A 21,705-nucleotide genomic window follows, 5' to 3' on the forward strand; every position below is an offset into this window, starting at 1 on the left:
GCCGGCTCAAGACGGGGCCTCAGAGGCGAGCTGCCAGGGGCCGGTAGGCCACCACATCGATCTCCACCTTGGCCGGGATCATCAGGCGCGCCTCCACCGTGGAGCGAGCCGGCTTGCCCTGCGGGAAGTAGCCCATATAGACCCGGTTGAAGGCGCCGAAGTCGCGCGCGTCCTCCAGCCAAACGGTGGTCTTGCAAACATCGTCCAGCGTGGCGCCGGCCAGCGCCAAGATGGACTGGATCTGGGCCATGACCTGGCGCGTCTGGGCCTCGATGCCGCCGGGGACGATCTGCCCCTCGGCATCCACCGGCACCTGGCCGGAGACATAGATGAAATCCCCGGCCCGCACCGCGGGCGATAGAGGACGGGGCTGCTGGTCACTGGCCGTGGGCGGGACGCCGAGCTGGACCAGCAGCGAGGGCTGCTTGGGGGGCTGGGTGGGGGGCTGTGTATTCATGGGCGCGCAGTCTCTGGCCGGGCCGGCGTTTGCGCAAGCCCTGGCCTTTAGACAGTCTTCAGATTGGCTTTGCGATGATGGCGGCATGAGCGACCCCAACTCCCCTCGCCCCGGCTATCTGGGCCCCTGGTTGAAAGGCTTTCCGGCCTTGCATGCCCCCCTGCCCTTGGCCGAAGTTGGCCAGCAGGCCTGGACCCTGCGCGGGCAAGACCTGCCCCTGCCCCTGGCCGTGCTGAGGCAGTCCGCCTTGAGCCACAACATCGCCTGGATGCAGAGCTTTGCCCACAGCCAGGGTGTGCATCTGGCGCCGCATGGCAAGACGACGATGAGCCCGCAGCTCTTTCAGCGCCAGCTGGCGGCCGGCGCCTGGGGCCTGAGCTTTGCCAATGTGCACCAGCTGCGCCTGGGCCTGTCCATGCCCGGCGAGCCCGGCCTGCGCCGCGCCCTGCTGGCCAACCAGTTGCTGAGCCGGACCGATCTGGCCGAGTTGCTGGACCTGCGGCATCGCCACCCGGGCCTGGAGCTGGCCTTCTTCGTGGACTCCCTGGCCCAGCTCGATCTGCTGGCCGGCCATTGGCAGCGGCTGGGTGCGGCGGCGGCCGGTGAGGCGAGGCTGGATGTGCTGATCGAGCTGGGCAGCTCGCGCTGCGGCGTGCGCGAGCACGGCCCGGCGCTGGCGCTGGCGCGGCGCCTGCAAAAACACCCGGCCTTGCGCCTGCGCGGCCTGGCTTTTTACGAGGGCCTGGAGCTGCAAGGTGAGATTGCTGCGGACCAGGCCCTGATGCAGCATTGGCAGGCGCGGGTTGAGACCTTGCTGGCCGCCATCGAGGCCGAGCAATTGCTGGAAGCGGAGGCCCAGCCACTTTGGCTCAGCGCCGGCGGCTCCGCCCTGTTTGATCTGGTGGCGCCGGTCTTGGCGGGTGAGCATGAGGATGAGGACGAGGGCGAGGGCGAAACCCAGGCAGGCCGGCCGCTGCGCCTGGGCCTGCTGCGCTCCGGCTGCTATATCTGCCACGACCATGGCTTGTACGCGCGCATGGGCCAGGCGATCGATGCGCGCATGCGCCACACCCTCTTGGGCGGGCCGCAGCTGCAGGCGGCGCTGGAGGTCTGGACCGAGGTGCTGTCCTGCCCCGAACCCGGTTTGGCACTTTTGAACGCGGGCCGCCGCGATGTCTCGTTTGATCAAGGCTGGCCCTTGCCCGTCTGGCACTTGCCCAGACCTTTGGACGATGAGCAGGCCGCACGCTTGCCCGCACCTGCGGGCTGGGCCATCACCGGCCTGAACGATCAACACGCGTATCTGCGCTGGGACCCGGCCGCCTGCGCGGGCCCGGCCGTGGGCGAGCGCGTGGTCCTGGGGCCTTCGCACCCCTGCACCACTTTTGACAAATGGGCTTGGATGGCGGTGGTCGACGATGAGGACCGGGTGGTCGAGGCCATTACCACCCAGTTCAGCTGAGCATGCCTGAGCTGCTGCTGCACCAGGCCTTGATCGTCGATGGCAGCGGGGCCACACCGGCCTGGCGCGGCGACCTGCTGCTGCGCGGTGATCGCATCGCGGCCCTGGGCACCGAGCTGCACCGCGAGTTGGATGCGAGCCTCCCCCGGCGCGACTGCACAGGCATGGTGCTGGCGCCGGGATTTATCGATGCACACAGCCACGACGACGCGGCCCTGATCACCACGCCTGAAATGCGCCCCAAGCTGAGCCAGGGCGTCTGCACCGTGGTCACCGGCAATTGCGGCATCTCGCTGCTGCCCTTGCTCAGCTCCGAGCCGCCGCCGCCCCTGAATCTGCTGGCGCGCGAGCAGTTCCGCTACCCCAGCTTCACCGCCTGGCGGGCCGCCGTGCAGGCGGCCCAACCCGCCGTCAATGCCCTGGCCCTGGTGGGCCACACGGCGCTGCGCCTGCGCTGCGTGAGCGAGCTTGGGCGTGCGGCCACGGCGGCCGAACGTGCGACCATGTGTGCCCTCTTGGACCAGGCCCTGGCGGAGGGCGCGATGGGGCTTTCCTCGGGCACGTTTTACGCGCCGGCCGCGGCGGCCGATGCGACCGAGCTGCTGGCGCTGGCGCGGGTGGCGGCCCGGCATGGCGGGGTCTACGCCGTGCATCTGCGCGACGAGATGGCCGGCGTCATGGCCGCCATCCAGGAGGCCGCCGACTGCGCCCACAAGGCCGGCCTGCCCCTGGTGATCTCGCATCACAAATGCGCCGGCCGCAAGCAATGGGGCCACAGCCTGCAAACCCTGGCCTTGATCGAGCGCCTGGCCGAGCGCCAGGCCTTGGGTCTGGATGTCTATCCCTATCTGGCCGGCTCCACGGTGCTGCGCGAAGACCTGGCCGATGGGCTCACGCCCATACGCCTGACCTGGTCCGAGGCCCATCCCGAGCTGGCAGGCCGCTGGCTGCAAGACATCGCCAGCGACTGGGCCTGCAGCGAGCCCGAGGCGGTGGCGCGGCTGCAGCCCGGCGGTGCCTGCTACTTCCAGATGCAGGAGGAGGATGTCAGCCGCATCCTCGCCCACCCCCTGACCATGATCGGATCGGACGGCCTGCCGCATGACCGCTTCCCCCACCCGCGGCTGTGGGGCGCCTTCCCGCGCGTCTGGGCCCACTACGGGCGCGAACGCGGCCTGCTCAGCCTGGAGCAGGCGGTGCACAAAATGAGCGGCCTGACGGCGCAACGCTTTGGTTTGAAGGACCGCGGTGTCTTGCGCGCCGGGGCGGCCGCCGATCTCGTGCTCTTCGACCCCGAACGCTTCACCGACCGTGCCGACTATGCCCAGCCCACCCTGCCCGCCATCGGCCTGGAGGCGGTGTGGGTGAATGGCCAAGCCGCCTGGGAGCGCGGCCGCCCGCTTGCGCGTGCCGGGCGGGTGCTGAGTCGGGAATGAGCAGCGGGTGGGCCGCCCTCAGCCGCCCATGCGTTCGGGAAAGCTCACCACCACGCTCAGGCCCCGGCCGCCCGGCCCGTCCATCAAGCGCACCTCGGCCCCATGCTGGCCGGCCGCACGCTCGACGATGGTCAGGCCCAGGCCGCTGCCGTGGCAGCGCGCGGCGTCCAGGCGCACAAAGCGCTCGAACACCCGCGCCCTCAGCTCGGCCGGGATGCCCGCGCCCTGGTCGCTGACCCGCAGCACAAATGCCCCGGGCTCCTGGCTCAGGCTGATGAAGACATGGCCACCATCGGGCGAGTACTTGATGGCGTTGTCCACTAGGTTGTCGATCAAGCTGCCCATGGACTCGCGGTTCAGCCACATCAGCAGATGCTCGGGTGAGTCCAGCTCCAGCTCGATATGGCGACGCACGGCCAAGCCGCTGGACAGGGCGATGCGGTCCCGCAGCAGCTCGACCAGATCGTGCGGGTACTTGCTCAGCTCCAGCGCGTCCGCGCCGGAACGGGCCAGGGCCAGCAACTGGTGCACCGTGTGGGTGGCGCGCTGCACGCCCTGGCGCAGGCGCTCACAAGCCTCCTGGCGGGAGCCGGCGTCGCCCCGCTCCAGGGCCTCGGCGCCCAGCTGCACAACGGCCAGCGGCGTCTTCAACTCATGCGCCGCATCCACCAAAAACTCATGCTCGCGCTCCATGCGCTGCTGCAAGCGCAGCATCAAGGAATTCACCGCGTTGACCAGGGGCGCCAGCTCTTGATATGGCGTGGGCGGCAAGGGGGTCAGGTCTTGCGCCGAGCGCTGCGAGATCAGGCTGCCCATGCGCTGCAAGGGCGCAAAGCCGAGGCGAAACAGCAGCCACAGCGGCAGCACCAGCAGGGGCAAGGCATAGAGCAAGGGGCGGGCGAAATAGCTCAGGCCAGCCAGGCTGAAATGCCAGTCGCCCGGGCGCTCCTGCCAACGCCGCACCACCAGCTCGCGCGCATCATCGCGCAGCTCCACATACAACCAATGCGAGTCCTCGCCAGCGCGGTCCTCCTGCGGCAGGACGCGGTCGCGCCCGGCCAGATCGGGCTGCAACTCGGCCAGCAACTGATCGCGCCGCAGCACCTGCAGCAGACGAAAGGGCGGGCGGTAGCCTTTTTGCCGCCACTCCTGGTCACGCAAGCCGTCCAAGCGCTCCAGCGCCTGCCGCAAGGCCTCGGGCTGCTCGGCCGTCTCGCGCGCCCGGTCCAGGGAGAGCCCGGCCCAAAGCGCGTTCTCGGCCTGGCCGTTACGCACCTGCAAGAGGCTGATGTCGATCAGCTCGCGCGCCACCAGGGCCAGCCAGGTGAGGAACAAAACGCCGAACACCGCGCCCATGCTGCGGCGAAACAGCGAGCGCTGAGCCGGTGCCGACGCTTGGGTGCTCAATGCCGCTCGACCAGAAAAGCCACGCCACACACGGTGCGGATATCGCCTTCGCCGATCTTGCGGCGCAAACACGTCGCCTCATGTGCGATGTTGAGCAACAAGGCCTGCAGCGAGCGGCCCAGCGCCAGATCTTTTTCAAGCAAGCAAATTCGCATGGCAGGACTCTAACGATTGACGCGTTAAGAATGTCTTAACAAGCCATTGAAGCGGCTTGTGGAAGCCTGGCCAGAGAGGCCTGCCCCAAAGCAAACGGCGCGGTTGCCCGCGCCGTTTCTTTTGCTTGCCCGCAAGCGGGCCTAGCGGGCTAAGCGCCTGCGATCAGTACTTGATCCTTGCGGTCAGATAGAACTGGCGGCCGTTCTTGTAGATGGAGCGCGGCTGCTGGTCGTTCAGGGCGTAGTACTTGAGCACCGGGTCGTTGAGGTTCTGCCCATCCAGGCTGAAGGAGAAGTTCTCGTTCAGCTTGTAGCCCAGCGAGGCCGACCAGACCCCGCCGGCTTGCTGATTGAAGTCCAGCCCGCGGTCCTGACCCACATACATTTCCGAACGGTGCGCGTAGTTGCTGCGCAAGCTCCAGCTCTCGGTCTCGAAATAGCCACCGATACCGAAGGTGTGCTTGGCCGCACCGCGCAAGGCATGGCCTTTCTCGTCGGCGGCATCGGTATAGGTGTAGTTGGCGTTGATACCGAAGTTGCCAAACAAGGGCATCTCAAAGGCCGTCTCCAAGCCCTTCACCTTGGCCTTCATATTGACCGGGATGGTCAGCAGATAGTCGTTGAGGCCGGTGCCCAAGAGCTTGCCGTCGGCATCCCGGTACTCGGTCTGGTACTTGCGGGTGCTGCTACCCAGGCCGATATAGCTGTCCATATTCATATAGAACAAGCCGGCCGAGGCAACAGCACGGGGCGCAAAGTACCACTCCAAGTTGGCATCCAGATTGGTGGAACGCACCGGGTCCAGATAGGGGTTGCCGCCCGAGCCACTGCCCACATCGCCCGCCTTGCTGGGCCGGCTGAGGCTGACCGCGCCGGACAAGGCGCTGTAGTCCGCCCGGGTCATGGTGCGCGCCAGCGAGAAGCGCGCCACCAGCTCGCGGCTCAGGTCCAGCTTGAGGCTGGCGCTGGGCAGAAAGTCGGTGTAGCTGCGATCGCTGGTGGTAGGCAGGAAGGGGCCGAAGGCGGAGCTGGTGTCGGCGCCCGGTGTGCTGGCCAGGGCCGCATCGGCATAGCTGGCACTGGACTGCGTGCGAACCGCGCGCAGACCCAGCACGCTGGACCAACCCTTGCCTTCCAGATGGCCTTGCAGATAGGCGGCCGTCGTGCTTTCCTCGACCTTATACTCCTTGGTCCAGTCACGGCGGAGGGGCAGCTCGCGGCGTGCGAACTTGGCCAGGCTGGCCAGCTGCTCGGGGGTGAAGTAGGCGACCTGAGTCGGGAAACCCGTGCCCAAGCCAGAGCCATAGTTGCCGGGGTAGAACTGGCCTTGCGCCGGAATATTCGCCGGGTTCTTCGGCGACAGCTTGGCATCGGAGCAGCCATAGCTGTTCGGATACTTGTCCGTATCGAAGGACGAGCCATCCGAGCACTGCGGGCCCTGGCCGACGATGCGGCCGGAGTCGCGCTCATGCTGGGCATGGCGAACGCCGAACTTGAGCAAGGTCAGCGGGCCGCTCTCGAAAGCGTACTCGCCATCCACTTGGCCCCAGCTCTCGCTGTCCTTGACGACCATCTTCTGCTCGCCCCAGATCCAGCCGAACTGCCAACCTTCGTTCTTGCTCGGGTTGTAGCCAATATTGAACTCGGGCGCGGTGTCGGCACCCTTGAGCTTCCAGGCCGCACCGCCGCCGATAGAGTCCAGCTGGAATACATTCTGGGACACGGTCTCGCCCTGGCCCTTGGAGCTGCCCAGCTTGCCGCTCAGGCTTAGGGCCTGGTTGACCCGCCACTTGCCGTCCAGGTTGACGAAGTTGGCGCTGGCCTTGGAGTCGGGGCGCGAGATGGGGTCCACCTCGCCATACTTCTTTCCGGCCACCGGCGCAAACTTGGCCTCGACCAAGGTCTTGATGCCGCCGGCTTGCTGAATGACATAGCCCGGCAGTGGCGCCTGGCCGCTGCCCTGACCAAGGATGTCATTGCCCATCACCAGATAGTTGTTGTTGTAGTTTTTGGCGTCCATCTGCGAGGTGAAGGCCGAGAGCCCCAGCTCCACATCCTGGCTGGGCCGCAGCTGCAGCTCCAGCAAGCCGCCGACGCGCTTGCGCTCCTGCTGGAACAAGCTGGTGCCGATGGAGCGTGGGTAGTAGACGCCCGCCAGATCGGGATTGGTCAGCGCGATGGCGCTGCCCGGCTTGATCTGTTCATAACTCAGCGTTTCGACGCCATCACGGCGCAGATGGCGCTCCTCGCTGAAGGCCTGCAGCAGCGCGCCAAAGGTCTTGGCCTCGTTCTTGAAAGCGAACAGACCGCTGAGCTGCGGGTCGGTCTTGCCGGCCAGCTGAGAATGCACCGCACCGATAGAGGCCTCGACCGTCATGGACTTGCTGAAGTCCAGCGGCTTGCGGGTGATGATGTTGACCGAGCCTGTGGTGCCGCCCTCGACCTGGGCGGCTTCAGGCGCCTTGCTCACCACCAGCTGGCTCACCAGCGAGGAGGGCAGCAAGGCGAAGCTGACGCTGCGGCCGGCGGCCGAGCCGAACTGGCTCAAGACAAACCAGTCGCCATTGGCCACGCTATGGCCGTTGATCAAGGTCTGGGTCAGGCTGGGGTCGGTGCCGCGCAGGCCGACGCGATCGCTCTCGTCAAAGCCACCCTCACCGGAGACCGCATTGCTGACGTTGACGCCCGGAATGCGGGCCAGGGAGTCGGCCACGTTTTTGTCCGGCATCTTGCCGATGTCTTCGGCGCTGATGACGTCCACATGATGATCGGCATTGCGCTTGACCTTGAGCGACTTCTCCTGCGAGGCGCGGATGCCGGTGACCACCACGGTCTCCAGCTGTTGCGCCTCAGAGGCCTTGGGCGGCGTGCTGGCCGCCGGCGCGGTCTGCGCCTGTGCCGCGGCAGCCGCTGCAAGACTGAGGATGGCGATGGTCGTTTTACTAACTGCGAAGTTTGACGGATAGGAACGATTCATAGTTTTTGTCTCCGGGTCGTTTCACTGGTGTTGAACTGGTAGCTACTGTCTCGCCGGTGGATTCAGAACCCTTAAAGGCTTTCTTAATCTTTCTTTAAGAGCCTCTCACGTAGACTGCGCAGCCATGAAGGTATGCATAGTGGAAGATGACCTGGCGCTGGGGCGCTCCCTGCAATCCGCCCTGCAGGATGCCGGTCATGAAGTGGTCTGGGTACGACGCCTGATCGACGCCCGACATTGGCTGCGCGAGGACAGCTTTGACGCCTTGCTGCTGGACCTCAGCCTGCCCGACGGCGATGGGCTCAATGCCTTGCGGCATTGGCGGGCGGAAGGTTTGCGTCTGCCCATCCTCGTCATCACCGCCAGGGATAGCATCGAAGATCGACTGACCGGGCTGGACCTGGGGGCGGACGACTATGTGCTCAAACCCTTCATCACGGCCGAGCTGTTGGCGCGCCTGCGTGCGGTGGCGCGACGGGCGGGCCGCTGGTCGGAAGACGCCGGCAGCAATCGCTGGACCTGCAAAGACCTGCTGCTGGACGACGCGCGCATGACGCTGAGCCGCAAGGGGCAGCAGATTCATCTGTCTAAAACCGAGTTCGCCTTGATGCGCACCTTGATGCGCTATGCAGAACGGGTGCTGACGCGCAGCGAGCTGGAAGCACGCGCCCTGCCCCATAGCGAAGGCCAGGCGCTTGATGTGCACATCTTCAATCTGCGCAAGAAAATCGGTGAGGGCTATGTGCGCACCGTGCGCGGCATTGGCTACACGCTGGAGAGCGAATGAACGTGTTCATCAACTGGCGCCAACGCAGCTTGCTGCGGCGACTGCTGCTGGGTTTCTCCGGCGTCATGCTGGTGGCCTGGCTGGGCCTGCTGGCCTACGAGGTCTACAACCTGCGCCACAACCATGCCAGGGGCGCCGAGGTGTGGAACCGCCGTATCAATGAAAAAACCTTGCTCACCTTGCAGCATCTGGACCTGCAGAAAGTGAACCTGCCCGCCTATCTCAATGGCACGGAGGCGATCACACGCGAGGCCTACAAAGACACCCATGACCTGCCGCCCGGCGTGCATCTGCAGATTTGGTTGGACGGCCGGCAGATCTTCAGCAGCGAGGCCGGCAAAGGCCTGGACAGCCCGACGCCGGAAGGCTGGGTCAGCCACCGGCTCAGCGGGCCGGCCCGCCTGGACGATGCCAGCGGCGGCCGCCTGGAGCTGCGGCGCGACCAAGAAATTTGGGGCGGCTGGTTCCTCTCTCTGGGTGGCCTGGCCTATTTCTTACGCCCCCTGCTTTACTGCCTGCCCTTTCTGCTGCTGCCGGCCCTGCTGCTGGTGCGCCGCGGCCTGGCGCCGCTGCGCGATATCGGCGCGCAGATCGAGCACCGCTCGGTGCAAGACCTGACCCCCTTGCCCGAATCGCCCTATGCCGAGTTGAGCCCGGTGGTGCGCGCCGTCAACCGCCTGATGCAGCGCCTGCAGGAAGGCCTGGACCGCGAGCGAGAATTTTTGCAGGACGCCGCCCATGAGTTGAAAACGCCGCTGGCCGTGGTGCAGATGAATGGCGAGAGCCTGCTGGGCTGCAGCAGCCCCGAGGCCCGCGTTGCCATCCAGCAGCGCCTGCGCGAAGGCGTGGAGCGGGCCACCCATATGGCCGCTCAGTTGCTGGCCCTGGCCCGTTCGCGCGCCGACCTGCTGGAGCAGCAGCTGCGCGAGCAAGACCTCAGCGCCCTCTTGCGCCAGCGTCTGGCCCTGCTGGAGCCGCTGGCCCATAAGCAGGGCATGGAGCTGGAGCTGGACGCGCCCGAGCACTGCCCGCTGCTGCTGCACCGCGAAACCCTGTGCTCCCTGATCGACAACCTGGTCGACAACGCCATCCAGTACGCCCGCGAAGGCGGCTGGGTGAAGATCAGCCTGAGAGCTGACACAGAAGGCGAGGAACCTGGCTGGTTGCTATGCGTCAGCGACCAGGGGCCGGGCATCCCGCCCGAGCAAAGACAGCGGGTGTTTGAGCGCTTTTACCGCCTGGCCGGGCAGGAACAACCGGGCAGTGGCCTGGGCTTGTCCATCGCGGAGCGGGCGGCGGCCCAGCATGGCGGCACCGTCACACTGGACTCGGGTCCGCAGGGTCGCGGCCTGACGGTGACGGTGCGACTGCCTTGCCAGGCAGAGCAGGGCATCGTCGCGCAAGGCTCGCAGGCTGCGCACCCAGCCCGAAGCCTGCGGCGCGGGATTCAGGGTTTCAGGTTCCGGCGAAGCTCGGCGCTGTAGATCGCCGCCTCACCGCAGCGATAGCGCTGGCACAGCTCCAAGGCCTGACCGGCGGCGCTGTAGCGAATCTGCAGAATGTGCAAGAGCGCCGTGCCCGGCGGCACAGCCAAGGCCTCGGCTTGCTCGGCGCTGGCGGCCTGCACCCCCACTCTTTGCAGCAGGCGGGTGGGGCCCAGGCCCTGCGCCTCAAACCAAGCACCCAGGTCACTCAGCTCAGCCAAGGCCGGCGGCAACATCGGGCCGTCGGGCCTGAAGGGCAAGCTGCTGAGACACAGCTCCGACATGGCATGCGGGCCTTGGAGATGCAGAAGGCGGCGGCGTATCACCTGGCTGCCTGCGCTCAGCCCCAGGGCGAGGAGCTCGTCCGCCTGGGCCCTGTGCAAGACCTGGGGCAAGGCGGGCGCTGCCTGGGTGAGCAGCGGCGCTTGCGCGCCCAAGGCGGCGGCCGTCACATAACTGCCCGAACCCTGGCGTCGCGTCAGCAAGCCGCGTTCGCGCAAGACGTTCAAGGCCTTGCAAGCCGTCTCTCGCGAGACGGCCATCATGCAAGACAGCGCTCGCTCCGAGGGCAAGGCGTCCAGGCCAGACCAGCGGCCCTGGCGCAAGTCCTGATTGAGGCGTTGCGCCAAACTCAGATAGAGCGGCATGCGCGGCTCACGCACCGCGGCTTCGGCCCGCGCCCCAAAAGATTTCGGCGCGCCACTCAAGCCGCTGCCCGTGCTTGCAAAACCGCTGCTGGACGCCATCGCCACACTCCCCTCTGATCACTGGCCCTGACTATGCAGGGCGAGTTTCAAGCCGAGAAAAAGATTGGCTTAAGAATGGCTAAAGCCCCGAACGCCCCAAGCTCACAGAGGCGGCGGCACAAGCACGATGCAAGCCGGGCTGGGCGTGGCGATGAACTGCCCGCCAAAGCGCAGCCCACCATCGCGGGCATCGCGCTCAAACACGGCCACATGGTCGCTGCGCTGATTGCAGACGAACAGCCGCCGCTGCGCAGCGTCAAACGCAAAGCTGCGCGGGTAAGAGCCCTGCGCCCACACCTCAGCCTGCCAACGCGGGCGGCCATCGGCCTCCAAGGCAAAGATGGCGATGGAGTCGTGCAGGCGATTGAGCGCATAAAGCTGCCGGCCGTCGCGGCTGAGCAGGAGGTCGGAGGCATAGCTGCGGCCGGCAAAACCCGGCGGCAAACTGCTCAGGCTGGCCCGTGGCTGCAGCCGCCCACTGTCCGCATCCAGACTCAGCCATTGCAGGGTCGAACTTTGTTCATTGAGCAAATAAAGCTGCCCAGCCAGCCGCGGGTGGAAGGCCAGATGCCGGGGCCCGCTGCCGGCCGCCAGTTGCAGACGCTGTGCCAGCAGCAAGCGCCCGCTCGCAGCATCAAAACGCCAGCAGCTGAGGAGATTCAGGCCCAGATCGGTTGCCAGCACAAAGTGCCCGCTGGGGTCGGCCAAGGCCATATGCGCATGCGGCGCCGGCCCGGCCGCCACTCCAGGCGCAGCCTCAATCTGGCTGGCTGCCGCCAAGCGGCCATCGCCCGCCAAGGGCAGCACCGCGATATGGCCCGAGCCATAGTTCGCCACAAATGCATGGCGGCCGCCCGGATGCAGGCTCAGATGCACCGGCCCCGCACCGCCCGAGGCCACGGTGGACAAATGCCGCAAGGGTGCTTCAGCATCGGCTTCGATCGCATAGCTGCTGATCGAGCCACTGCGTCGCCCCTCAAAGTTCTCATGCTCGTTGACGGCGTACAGGCGCCGCCCGTCGGGCGAGAGCGTTAGCCAGCTGGGGCTGTGGGCGTTGGCCGCGGCGAGGCGCGCAGGGCCTAGCAAGCCCAAGCCTCCCTGCGCCTCATCGATTGAATAGCGAAGGCTTTGAATGCCCTGCGCCTCGGGCGCATAGCCGCCGATCAAGGCCAAGCCCAACGAGCCGCTCACAGCGGCGAGCGGCACCGAAGCCTCGGCCATGGCGCCGCCCCCCAAACAAGGCAAGGCCGCCGCGCCTTGCAGCAATCGGCGTCGATTCAACACCTCGATCTCCTTTTGATGGCTGCCTTCAGGCACGGCGGGCAAGCCACCATCGCCACTCTTCACGTTCTTCATCCCAGCGCTTGATTGAACCCAAGGTGGGCGAGCGTAGCAGCCCGGGCGTGAATGCGCGGCGAGCCGGCTCAGTAGTTGACGGTGGCGCGCAGACCAAACATACGCGGCGCCGCAAATCCAGCGCGAACACCACGTCCAGATGAGATCGGTTCCACCCAAGTCTTGACCAGGTTGTCGGTCAGATTGGTGCCCCACAGCTCCACATCCCATTTGCCGCTATTGCCCGCCAGCTTCAGCGCCGCATTCAGATTGCCATAGGCCTTCTGGAAAGCGCCGAAGTTGGGATCCTCCAGATTGCGCGGCGTGAAGTACATCTTGCTCTGCCAGCGGTAGCCAAAGGAAGGCGTCAGGGTCAGGTCTTGCCCCAGACCAAAGTCGTGGGCGTAGTTCAGGGCAAAGGAGAACTTGGGGGACCTGGGGAGAGACTTCCCCTTCAAATCCGCTTGCCGTAAACCTACCCAACGAACATCAACACCAGGTGTGTTTGCCACTATGTTCGGGCAAGCGAACTCTCCAACTCGGTCATTGCAAAGCCAGTCATCGTCATAGGTGTCCCACTGTTTAATCTTGGCGTCCAAGAATGAGGCGAACCCTGACAGCTGGCCACCGCTCCAAGGGAGCGATTTGAACTCCAGTTCCAAGCCCCGAATTGTCGATTCGCCGATATTCTGAGTCATCCACCCCCGCACTACGCAATCATCCTGACCTACCAAGGCACCACAATATCCGTCTTTATATTTCCTAACTCCATAGGTGTGCATATTGGTGTAATGCATATCAGTGAAATCCGTATTGAACGCCACCAAGCTTATGTCCAGGGTCCGATCGAGCAATCTCCCTTTGTAGCCCAGCTCGAAATTCTTCGTGTGCTCAGGCTTGTACTCACGATAGAAAATTCGATTTGCTTCGTCCTTTGCAAATGTGCAGGTTTGCGATGCACCGCCACATCTATCCGTACGATCAGAAAATCCACCCGGCCTGTACGCCGTGGCGAGGGAGCCAAAGATCATTTGGTTCTGATCTATGTCGAATTGAAGACCCAGTCGATAGCTGGTGTTTTTGTAGCTTTCTGACTTCGTGTTCAAGTCATCCATGGCAGGAAACGCGCTGGCGCCTGCGAACGGCCCCATCTCGAAAGTGAGATCTGTCCCGTCATGCGGCATACCTTGGCTGAGAGGATAAGGCTTGAACTTGCCGTTGTAGTACCAAGGGACCTCGCTGTTGTCCATGTAGATCGACTTCCCCGCGACATCGCTCCGGCTGTCGCGGGTCATTCGAATGCCTGCAGTCGCCGTCCAACGATCAAATATTCTCAGGTCGCCCTGGGCAAACAAGGCCTTGGACTCGTTGCGTCGATCCGTCTGATCCCAGTAATGCGCACGTGGAAATGCATTGTTAGGCCACCCAACAGTTACCAGTTGATCCTGCCCCATCTCAATCGCATTTCGCTCCCCCATGTAAAAGGCTCCAACAACGGTTCGCCAATTCTTGGCTTCATGTTTGAGTTGCAGTTCATGCACGGTCGTCTTGTAGCGCGAGTCAAAGACATATGCGGCTTCATCGGTGACGTTTGGAATAGGCCCCGATAGCGCCCCATTTGCGAGTACAAAAATGTCCCTTTCAACGGCATGTAAGCCGCCGTCATTGTCCTGATGCTGGCTGCGGCTTTGCACCGAATAGCCGGTGCGCAGCTGCACATCGGTACCCGGATTAACGCGCCAGGTCAGCAGGCTGCGCACGCTGTCCATGGTCATGTCTAGCTTGCCAGGCACATTGATCTTGGCATGCCACTGCCCCTCGGGGCCACAAGCGCGCGCCGTGCCAGCGGCCATCTCGCAGTCGCGCATCAAGACCTCGCCCGCACCATTGTTCTGGAACCGGTCGAAGGAGGCTTGCCACTCCAGCTCGGGCGCGATGGCCCAGCGCGCGGCCAGGCGGCCGGCCCATTGATTGGAGTTGTAGTAGTACTCGCTGGGCTTGAGCACACGGTTGAGACGCTGATCCACATCGGGCTTGCCGTTGGGGGTAAGCACAAAGCCGCCCTTGCCGTCGGACACGCGATAGCCGCGATCCGTCATATCCCGCTCCTGGGTGATGAAGCCGTCACGGGTGTCGCGGACAAAAGCGCCCCGCAGCGCGAACTTGTCACCAAAGGACTTGTTGTAGACGGTGCGCAGCTGGCGGGCGTTGTAGTTACCCAGCTGCACCGAAGTCCAGCCGTAGTCGGACTTGAAGTCGGGCTTGGCCAGATTGATGTTGATGACGCCGGCGGTGGAGTTGCGGCCAAACAGTGTGCCTTGGGCGCCGCGCAGGACTTCGATGCCGTCCAGATCAAACATCAGGGCCAGGGCGCCCTGCGGCCGGGGCGAATAAATGCCATCGACGTGGATGCCCACGGCCGGGTCGCCAATCTCGGTGAAATTGGTGGAACTCACACCACGAATCGACATCACCACGCCCGAGTCGGCCGGCGAGAGCCCGAACTGCACATTGGGCACCATGCCGCTGAGGTTGCGCACTTCCTTGACGTTGTCGCGCAGCAATTCGTCGGCGCTGATCGCGGTGACGGCGATCGGCGTTTTCATCAAGCTGGTCTTGCTGCGGGTGGCCGTCACCGTCACCTGGGGCAGTTCCTTGAGCTCATGCTTGCCATCGTGCTTGCTGCCCTGTTTGGGCTTGTCGGTCTCCTCGGCAGGCTCGGCGGCATTCTGGGCCCAAGCCGCAGGGGCCAGGCCCAGCAGGGCCGCGGCGGCCAGGCTGATGGCGCTGGGCATGAAGGCCGGGCGCGGGCTCGCTTGCTGCGAGGGCTTGCTTCTCTTCAGGATCTTCATCTCGGGTCTCCAATGGCTCTTGTCGGTTTTGACGGGAAGGAAAAACTGCAGTGATGAAACTTCGGGGGGCGCCTGACTCAGCAGCGCAAAGACTCACTCGGCGGAACGCCCAGCACCGCGCTCGCGCGCAGGTACAAATCAATGCGACGCTGCAGCAGCCGCTGGACATTGGCATCAGCGGGCTTGTCGCATTCCAGAACACCGTTGATGCTGCGGGTGGTTTCGCCGAAACCACCGCCATTCACAAAGGCCGCATGGGCCGAGCGAATATTGGGGCCCGGCTGGGTCATCCAGTACCAGAGGGCGGTCTGCCAGGCCACCTTGGCATCGCGGGCCACGCGGTCGGGATCGGCCCAGAGGTCCAGCCCCAGGGCCTCGCCGGCTTTTTTGTACTGATAGTTCCAGGACAGCTGGATAGGCCCGCGACCGTAGTACTGCTGGCCGGGCGCGCAGCGCTCGCCGGGCTCCTGCTCGCGGCAGTACTTGTCATGGTTTTCGACCCGGTACTCGCGCTGGGCCTTGAGCTCATCCGACTCATGCCCGATCTGCGCCAAAAAAGCCGCCATCTCTTGCCTCCGTAGTAACTCGCTACCCGTGCCGGCGAAGCCAGGCATGCTGCGCTGGGCGGCGATGAACTCCTCGTAGCGGTAGAAGGCTAGGCGCTGCGGGAATAGCTGATCAAATTGCGCCTCGCTCAGATGGAATTGGGCGCTATGGCTAGACTCGGCGCCGGACTGGGGTTTGGCCTCGGCTTCGGCCTCGCCCTGGCCCCAAGGGCTGCCGCATGCCTGCAAGAGGAGCGCGGAGACAAGCCCTCCCAATGCCAGCGTGATGCCCTTGAACTTGAATCCCATACCTCGTCCCTCGCTTGCTTGGTTTCTCTGCCGACCAGCCCTTGCGGAACGCTGGTACTCAACTGGCAGCAACTGTCGAGGCAAGGCACTTCAGGGCGACTCAAGACCGTCTTAAGGCATCCTTAATTGCGCTCTCGATACAGTCCGCAGCCTATGAAGATCTGCTTGGTCGAAGATGATTTGGTGCTCGGGCGCTCCCTGCAGTCCTTGCTGCAAGACGGTGGCCACGAGGTGGTCTGGGTTCGCCGCGTGAGCGATGCGCGCTACTGGACCGAGGAGCAGAGCTTTGACGCCGTCTTGCTGGACCTGGGCCTGCCAGATGGCAATGGCCTGGACCTGCTGCGCCAGCTGCGCACGGCCCAGAAGCAGCTGCCCATCCTCGTCATCACGGCACGCGACAGCATCGAGGATCGCCTGCACGGCCTGGACAGCGGCGCCGACGACTATCTGATCAAGCCCTTTGTCGGCGCCGAGATGCTGGCACGCCTGCGCGCGGTACTCAGACGCAGCCATGGCGAGAGCGGCGAGGTGGCTTTGTGGACGGCCAAGGACCTGGCCCTGGACGAGCGCCGCATGGTGCTGACGCGGGCGGGCGAAACGCTCAGCCTTTCACGCACCGAATTTGCCCTGCTGCTGACGCTGATGAAGTTCTCCGACCGGGTGATGACCCGGCGGGAGCTGGAAAGCCGCGCCCTGCCGCATAGCGACGGCCATGCCCTGGACGTGCATATGTTCAATCTGCGCAAGAAGATCGGCGAAGGCTATATCCGCACCGTCCGGGGTGTGGGTTATGTGCTGGAGCGGCAATGAGCCCGCGGGGTCAGGTCGGGTCCACACGCCCGAACAGGGCCAGCACCTCCAGCACCGGCATGGCGCCGGGCGGCAGCAGGGCCTGGTCGCGATGCACCAGGGCCAGCTCGCGGGTCAAGGGCGGGTCCAGCGGCAAGATGCGCAAGCCCTCGTGCAGAGGCTGGGCATGCGGGGCCTCGGCCTGCTCCAGCGGCAGGATGGCCGCGCCATAGCCGGCCACCACCAGGCTCTTCATCGCCTCGGTGTAGTTGAGCTCGATGCGGGCCGCCGGGCTGTGTCCGGCCTGGCCAAACCAGGCCATGGTGTGGCGGAACATCTGCGTGCCACTTTCGTTGAAGATCAGTGGCTTGTCGGCCAACCAGGCCGGGGTGGCGTGCGCCGGCGCCGACCAGTCCAGCGGCACAAAAGCCATCATCGGGTCGCTGCGCCAGGGCCGGCATTGCAGAACACCGCCGGCCGGGATGGGCAGGGTCACGATGCCGAAGTCCAGCTTGCCCGCCTCCACCCGCGCCAGAGTCTCATGCGTGCCCAGCACATGGACCTCCACCTCGATATCGGGATGCTGCTGGCTCAAGGCCTCCAACACCTGGGGCAGCAGATAGACGACCACGCCGGTCGCCGTGCCCAGGCGTATCTTGCCGGCCCGGCCTTGGGCATGGCGCTGTAGCTGGGCGATCAAATCATCGGCCTCGCGCAAGAGGGCGCGGCCGCGTTGCACCAGCAACTCGCCCGCTGAGCTGAGTTGCACGCCCCGACCCGCCGCCCCCGAGCCCCTGCCCCGCTTGGCCCGCAGCATCAGCGCGGCGCCCAGCCGCGCCTCCAACTCGCTGATATGCAGGCTGATGGTGGGCGGCGCCAGGTGCAAGGCCTGGGCGGCGGCAGCAAAGCTGCCCAGATCGGCAATCGCCACCAGGCTGCGCACCTGGTCGAGGTTGAGGCTTCGCATCAGAATTCCTGAATTAATCAGTCAGATGATTCAACTTTCCAAACCTTACCCCAAAACCCAAGATGCGGGCACTGCCGATTCACCCACTCAGAAAGCGCCCATGCCCTCCCCTCACCTCAGTCAGCCGAGCAGCAGCCCTGTGTTTTCATTCGCCGCCGCTCGCAGGGTATTGCGGCGCCTGCTACAGACTTGGCAAGCCGGCCGCCAAGCCCGGCAGGAACGCAGGCGCCAGCGCGAGGAATTGGCCTTGATGAGCGCGCCCGAGCTGAGCGATCTGGGCCTGAGCCGCGCCCAAATTCAGTTCGATCTGAGCGAGTGGAAAAGCTCGGCCGACTGAGGCCCGCCCCCTCAGCGCCGGGCCACAAAAGCCCCGCACAATGCAGACAGATTGAGGAGACCGTCTGCATGCCTTTGACACCACCTTTTTTTGCCCCGCAGAGCTTTGTCGATGCCGATGCGGCCTTGGCCCAGGCCCAGCTGATCTACACCAGCAGCATCCAGCATCTGCGCCAGGCCTTGCAGCGTTTTGTGGCCGGTGAGGACCTAGGTCGGGTGCGCGCCTGCTACCCCTTTGTGCGCCTGCGCACCAGCACGGTGGGGCCCGCCGACTCGCGCCTGGCCTTCGGCTTTGTGGCCGGCGCCGGCACGTTTGAGACCACCCTGACCCGGCCCGATCTGTTTGCCGACTACGACCGCGCCCAGTTCAAGCTGCTGCTGGCCAACCACGGCCAGGCGCTGGAGATTGGCACCAGCCACCAGCCCATCCCCCTGCACTTCGCGCTCAGCGAGCACGAACATATCGAGGGTCATCTGACGCCCGAACGGCGCCGCATGCTGCGCGATGTCTTCGACCTGCCCGACCTCGCCGCCATGGACGATGGCATCGCCAACGGCACCCACGAGCCCAAGCCCGGCGAGCCCCAGCCCCTGGCCCTGTTCACCGCCCCAAGAGTGGACTATTCCCTGCACCGCCTGCGCCACTACACCGGCACGGCGGCCGAGCATTTTCAGAACTTTGTGCTCTTCACCAACTACCAGTTTTATATCGACGAGTTCGTCAGCATGGGCCGTGGGCTGATGCTGCAGGCGGCCGATCCGGCGCGGCCCGATGCACTCGATGACTGCATCGCCTTTGTCGAGCCCGGCAATGTCATCACGCCACGCGCCGGCTTGAGCGCCGCCGATCTGGCCCTGTTGGGCGCCACCGGCCAGCCACCGGCTCGCCTGCCGCAGATGCCGGCCTACCACCTGCTGCGCCGCGACCACAGCGGCATCAGCATGATCAATATCGGCGTCGGCCCCGCCAATGCCAAGACCATGAGCGACCACGTCGCCGTGCTGCGCCCCCATGCCTGGCTGATGCTGGGCCATTGCGCCGGCCTGCGCAATAGCCAGCAATTAGGCGATTACGTGCTGGCCCACGCCTATGTGCGCGAAGACCATGTGCTGGACGAAGAGCTGCCGCTGTGGGTGCCCATCCCGCCCCTGGCCGAGGTACAGCAGGCGCTGGAGCAGGCGGTGGCCGATGTGACCCAGCTCAGCGGCTTCGAGCTCAAACGCATCTTGCGCACCGGCACCGTGGCCAGCACCGACAACCGCAACTGGGAGCTGCTGCCCAATGAGCGCCATGGCGGGCCGGAGCGCCGCTTCAGCCAAAGCCGCGCCATTGCGCTGGACATGGAGAGCGCAACCATAGCCGCCAATGGCTTTCGCTTCCGCGTGCCCTACGGCACCCTGCTCTGCGTCAGCGACAAACCCCTGCATGGCGAGATCAAGCTGCCCGGCATGGCCGACCAGTTCTACCGCGCCCGGGTCGACCAGCATCTGCGCATAGGCCTGCGAGCCCTGGAGTTGCTGCGCGCCAACCCCCTGGGCCAGTTGCACAGCCGCAAGCTCAGAAGCTTTGCCGAAGTGGCCTTCCAGTAGCCGAGAATCAGTCCGACGCTGCCCTTGCCACTCCGCCGGATCACCATGAGCTTCGACAACCCCACCCTGTTCAATCTGCTGCTGATCCAGGCCCTGGCCTCGGCCGGCCTGATGCTGGCCCTGACCGGCTGGCAGACCAGTGCGGGCAGCCGACGCGCCCTCGGCTTCTGGGGCTTGCAAGCCCTTGCCTGGCTGCTGCTGGGCGCCTCCGAGTTCGGTCATGAGCGCCTGCTGCTGAGCCTGGCCATGCTGGGCTTCAGCGCCAGCCTGAGTCTGCTGTGGTGGGCCCTGCGCCTGTGGCTGCGGCCCTTGCCCGGCCGCGCCCTCTTGCTGCTGGCGCCGCTGCTGATGCCTCTGGTCTACGCCCTGCAGTTCGAGGACAGCACGTTTCGCGTGGCCTGGGCCCATGGCTGGCTGGCGCTGCAGCTGGTGATGATTGGCCTGGCCCTGGCCTTGCCCGAACGCAGCCGCCTGGAGCCCGGCATGGTGCTGCAAGCCCGCCCCCATGTGGCGCCGGGCCTGGACAACCGCCGCTGGCGCCTGCTCTTGCTGGCGGCCCTGCTGCCGGTTTTTTTGCTCAGCTTGTTGCGCGCCGGGCAGGGCCTGGTGAATCCGCAACTGCTCAGCCCGCTAGGGCCTGCCATCATCAACAGCGCCCTGGCCCTGTCCATGCACTGGGCCTTGCTGGCCGGCCTGCTGGCCCTGGTGCTGGCCTGGCGCAATGAGATCGAGACCGAGCTGGCCCGCCTGGCCCAGACCGATGGCCTGACCGGCTTGATCGACGCGCGCGCCTTCGCGGCCCGCTCGGTGGACATGATCTCCATGGCCCGGCGCCACCAGGAACCCCTGGCCCTGATGGTGCTGGACATCGACCGCCTGAAGGAGATCAATGCCTTGCAAGGCACCGAGGCCGGCGACCGCGCCCTGGCCTTGTTCGGCAGCTGCTTGCAGGCGCAGATGCGCTTGGGCGATCTGGCCGGCCGGGTCGGCGGCGAGGAGTTCGGTGTGCTGATGGCGCGCTGCGAGGCCTTGGGCCCACAAGCCCTGGACCTGCGCCTGCGCAATGCCCTGGCGGCACGGGCCAAGAGCGAGCTGGGTTTTGAGCTGAACTTCAGCGCCGGCTGGGCCAAGCTACGCCACGGCGATCGCAATGTGGACGATCTCATGCGACGCGCCGAGATTGCGCTCTACGAAGCCAAGCACGCGGGTCGCGGCCTGCTGGTGGCCGAGCCCGGCCTGGACTCCTGAGCCCCGGCACAAGGCTGGCACGCGGTTTGCAATAGCTTGAAGGCCAGGGCTTCCACAAGAAGCCCACCCCAAGCCGATTGCAGCCCAAGCCCACGCCATCCGCCGCCATGTTCAGATTCAAATTCCGCAGCCCCGTCGCCAGCTCTGCCTCGACCCCTACCTTCTCCCTGCCCCTGGGCCTGCCCTTTCTGTCGGGCTCCGGCGCCAGCGCCCAACCCGGCCCAGGCTGCGCCACCTTGCGCGAAGCGCCTGCCCCGCTGGCCGCCAGGCCCTTGCCAGCCCTGCAAATCCGCCGCCTCAACGCGGCTGAGGCGCAATGGCTACCCGGATTGTGCGAGCTGCTGATCGACAGCGTGCACCGGGGCGCCTGCCTGGGCTTTCTGGCCCCGCTCTCGCTCGGCGCGGCGCAAGACTACTGGCGCTCCGTGCTGGCCCGCCTGGGCCCCCAGCATGAGCTGTGGATTGCCTGCGATGCCGAGGCGCCCGAGGGCACAAGCCCCAAGCTGCACGGCGCCGTCCAACTAGCCTTGTGCAGCAGCGCCAACGCGCACCATCGTGGCGAGGTGCAACGCTTGATGGTGCACAGCCAGTCCCGCAGTCGGGGCATTGCCAGCCGCTTGATGAGCCGGCTGGAATGCGCGGCCCTGAGCCGGGGGCGTCAGTTGCTGGTACTGGAGACGCCCTCGGGCTCGCAAGCCGAGGCGGTCTACGTCCATCTGGGCTGGCAACGTGCCGGTGAAATACCGGCTTATGCCAGCTGCGCCGAAGGCCGCTTGCGCGACACCGTCTTCTACTTCAAGCGCCTGCAAGCGCCCGCCTGAGA

General features: G+C 65.5%; 18 protein-coding genes. 9 read left to right on the forward strand and 9 right to left on the reverse strand.

Going from position 1 to position 21,705, the window contains the following annotated elements; genetic code table 11:
• Window positions 1-19: 19 nt before the first annotated feature.
• On the reverse strand, window positions 20-457 hold the full coding sequence (locus DBR47_RS07815) for a RidA family protein (RefSeq protein ID WP_124448688.1): 438 nt from the start codon (window positions 455-457) through the stop codon (window positions 20-22).
• Window positions 458-542: 85 nt separating this feature from the next.
• Between DBR47_RS07815 and DBR47_RS07820 the strand changes: the two genes are divergently transcribed.
• Together DBR47_RS07820 and DBR47_RS07825 are read left to right on the forward strand one after the other, a co-directional pair.
• Complete coding sequence (locus DBR47_RS07820; protein WP_124448690.1) at window positions 543-1,919, forward strand: alanine racemase; 1,377 nt, start codon at window positions 543-545, stop codon at window positions 1,917-1,919.
• Between the two features lie 2 nt (window positions 1,920-1,921).
• Window positions 1,922-3,355: an amidohydrolase family protein gene (locus DBR47_RS07825; RefSeq protein WP_124448692.1), complete on the forward strand. Its 1,434-nt coding sequence runs from the start codon at window positions 1,922-1,924 to the stop codon at window positions 3,353-3,355.
• An 18-nt stretch (window positions 3,356-3,373) separates the two neighbouring features.
• On the opposite strand, the gene DBR47_RS07830 is transcribed toward DBR47_RS07825, so the two are convergent.
• The 3 genes from DBR47_RS07830 to DBR47_RS07835 all read right to left on the reverse strand — a co-directional run bounded on the left by DBR47_RS07830 (window position 3,374) and on the right by DBR47_RS07835 (window position 7,894).
• Window positions 3,374-4,762 carry a HAMP domain-containing sensor histidine kinase gene (locus DBR47_RS07830; protein ID WP_124448694.1) on the reverse strand — a complete coding sequence of 463 codons (1,389 nt, stop codon included), beginning with the start codon at window positions 4,760-4,762 and terminating at the stop codon, window positions 3,374-3,376.
• Window positions 4,759-4,917 carry a hypothetical protein gene (locus DBR47_RS24555; RefSeq protein WP_156089040.1) on the reverse strand — a complete coding sequence of 53 codons (159 nt, stop codon included), beginning with the start codon at window positions 4,915-4,917 and terminating at the stop codon, window positions 4,759-4,761. The genes DBR47_RS07830 and DBR47_RS24555 overlap by 4 nt, the downstream gene beginning before the upstream one ends.
• 163 nt (window positions 4,918-5,080) lie before the next feature.
• Window positions 5,081-7,894, reverse strand: coding sequence for a TonB-dependent receptor (locus DBR47_RS07835; protein WP_124448696.1), 2,814 nt, complete (start codon window positions 7,892-7,894; stop codon window positions 5,081-5,083).
• Window positions 7,895-8,018: 124 nt separating this feature from the next.
• On the opposite strand from DBR47_RS07835, the gene DBR47_RS07840 reads away from it, so the two are divergent.
• Together DBR47_RS07840 and DBR47_RS07845 are read left to right on the forward strand one after the other, a co-directional pair.
• Window positions 8,019-8,681, forward strand: a complete 663-nt coding sequence (locus DBR47_RS07840; protein WP_124448698.1) for a response regulator transcription factor — start codon at window positions 8,019-8,021, stop codon at window positions 8,679-8,681.
• A complete protein-coding gene (locus DBR47_RS07845; RefSeq protein WP_124448700.1) occupies window positions 8,678-10,165 on the forward strand; it encodes a HAMP domain-containing sensor histidine kinase in 1,488 nt (495 codons plus the stop codon). The genes DBR47_RS07840 and DBR47_RS07845 overlap by 4 nt, the downstream gene beginning before the upstream one ends.
• Here DBR47_RS07845 and DBR47_RS07850 read toward each other — a convergent pair.
• The 4 genes from DBR47_RS07850 to DBR47_RS07865 form a co-directional block, all read right to left on the reverse strand.
• A complete protein-coding gene (locus DBR47_RS07850; protein WP_124448702.1) occupies window positions 10,129-10,911 on the reverse strand; it encodes a GntR family transcriptional regulator in 783 nt (260 codons plus the stop codon). The genes DBR47_RS07845 and DBR47_RS07850 overlap by 37 nt on opposite strands.
• A 102-nt stretch (window positions 10,912-11,013) precedes the next feature.
• Window positions 11,014-12,267 carry a lactonase family protein gene (locus tag DBR47_RS07855; RefSeq protein WP_197046931.1) on the reverse strand — a complete coding sequence of 418 codons (1,254 nt, stop codon included), beginning with the start codon at window positions 12,265-12,267 and terminating at the stop codon, window positions 11,014-11,016.
• Between the two features lie 68 nt (window positions 12,268-12,335).
• Window positions 12,336-15,098 (reverse strand): TonB-dependent receptor, encoded by a 2,763-nt coding sequence (locus DBR47_RS07860; protein WP_124448706.1) that lies wholly within the window; start codon window positions 15,096-15,098, stop codon window positions 12,336-12,338.
• 77 nt (window positions 15,099-15,175) lie between these two features.
• Window positions 15,176-15,952, reverse strand: a complete 777-nt coding sequence (locus tag DBR47_RS07865; RefSeq protein ID WP_124448708.1) for a chitinase — start codon at window positions 15,950-15,952, stop codon at window positions 15,176-15,178.
• Between the two features lie 153 nt (window positions 15,953-16,105).
• Here DBR47_RS07865 and DBR47_RS07870 point away from each other — a divergent pair, with 153 nt between their 5' ends.
• Window positions 16,106-16,762 (forward strand): response regulator transcription factor, encoded by a 657-nt coding sequence (locus DBR47_RS07870; RefSeq protein WP_124448710.1) that lies wholly within the window; start codon window positions 16,106-16,108, stop codon window positions 16,760-16,762.
• Window positions 16,763-16,772: 10 nt separating this feature from the next.
• On the opposite strand, the gene DBR47_RS07875 is transcribed toward DBR47_RS07870, so the two are convergent.
• Complete coding sequence (locus DBR47_RS07875; RefSeq protein WP_124448712.1) at window positions 16,773-17,708, reverse strand: LysR family transcriptional regulator; 936 nt, start codon at window positions 17,706-17,708, stop codon at window positions 16,773-16,775.
• Window positions 17,709-17,808: 100 nt separating this feature from the next.
• Between DBR47_RS07875 and DBR47_RS24690 the strand changes: the two genes are divergently transcribed.
• The 4 genes from DBR47_RS24690 (at window position 17,809) to DBR47_RS07895 (ending at window position 21,703) form a co-directional block, all read left to right on the forward strand.
• Window positions 17,809-18,045, forward strand: coding sequence for a DUF1127 domain-containing protein (locus DBR47_RS24690; protein ID WP_197046932.1), 237 nt, complete (start codon window positions 17,809-17,811; stop codon window positions 18,043-18,045).
• Window positions 18,046-18,113: 68 nt separating this feature from the next.
• A complete protein-coding gene (locus DBR47_RS07885) occupies window positions 18,114-19,634 on the forward strand; it encodes an AMP nucleosidase (RefSeq protein ID WP_124448716.1) in 1,521 nt (506 codons plus the stop codon).
• A 45-nt stretch (window positions 19,635-19,679) separates the two neighbouring features.
• The gene (locus tag DBR47_RS07890; protein ID WP_124448718.1) at window positions 19,680-20,882 is read left to right on the forward strand and encodes a GGDEF domain-containing protein; all 1,203 of its coding nucleotides are present in this window, start codon (window positions 19,680-19,682) and stop codon (window positions 20,880-20,882) included.
• Window positions 20,883-20,989: 107 nt separating this feature from the next.
• A complete protein-coding gene (locus DBR47_RS07895; RefSeq protein ID WP_124448720.1) occupies window positions 20,990-21,703 on the forward strand; it encodes a GNAT family N-acetyltransferase in 714 nt (237 codons plus the stop codon).
• The last annotated feature ends 2 nt before the right edge of the window (window positions 21,704-21,705 follow it).

Source organism: Paucibacter sp. KBW04 (genome assembly GCF_003852425.1).
Classification (GTDB): Bacteria; Pseudomonadota; Gammaproteobacteria; order Burkholderiales; family Burkholderiaceae_C; genus Paucibacter_A.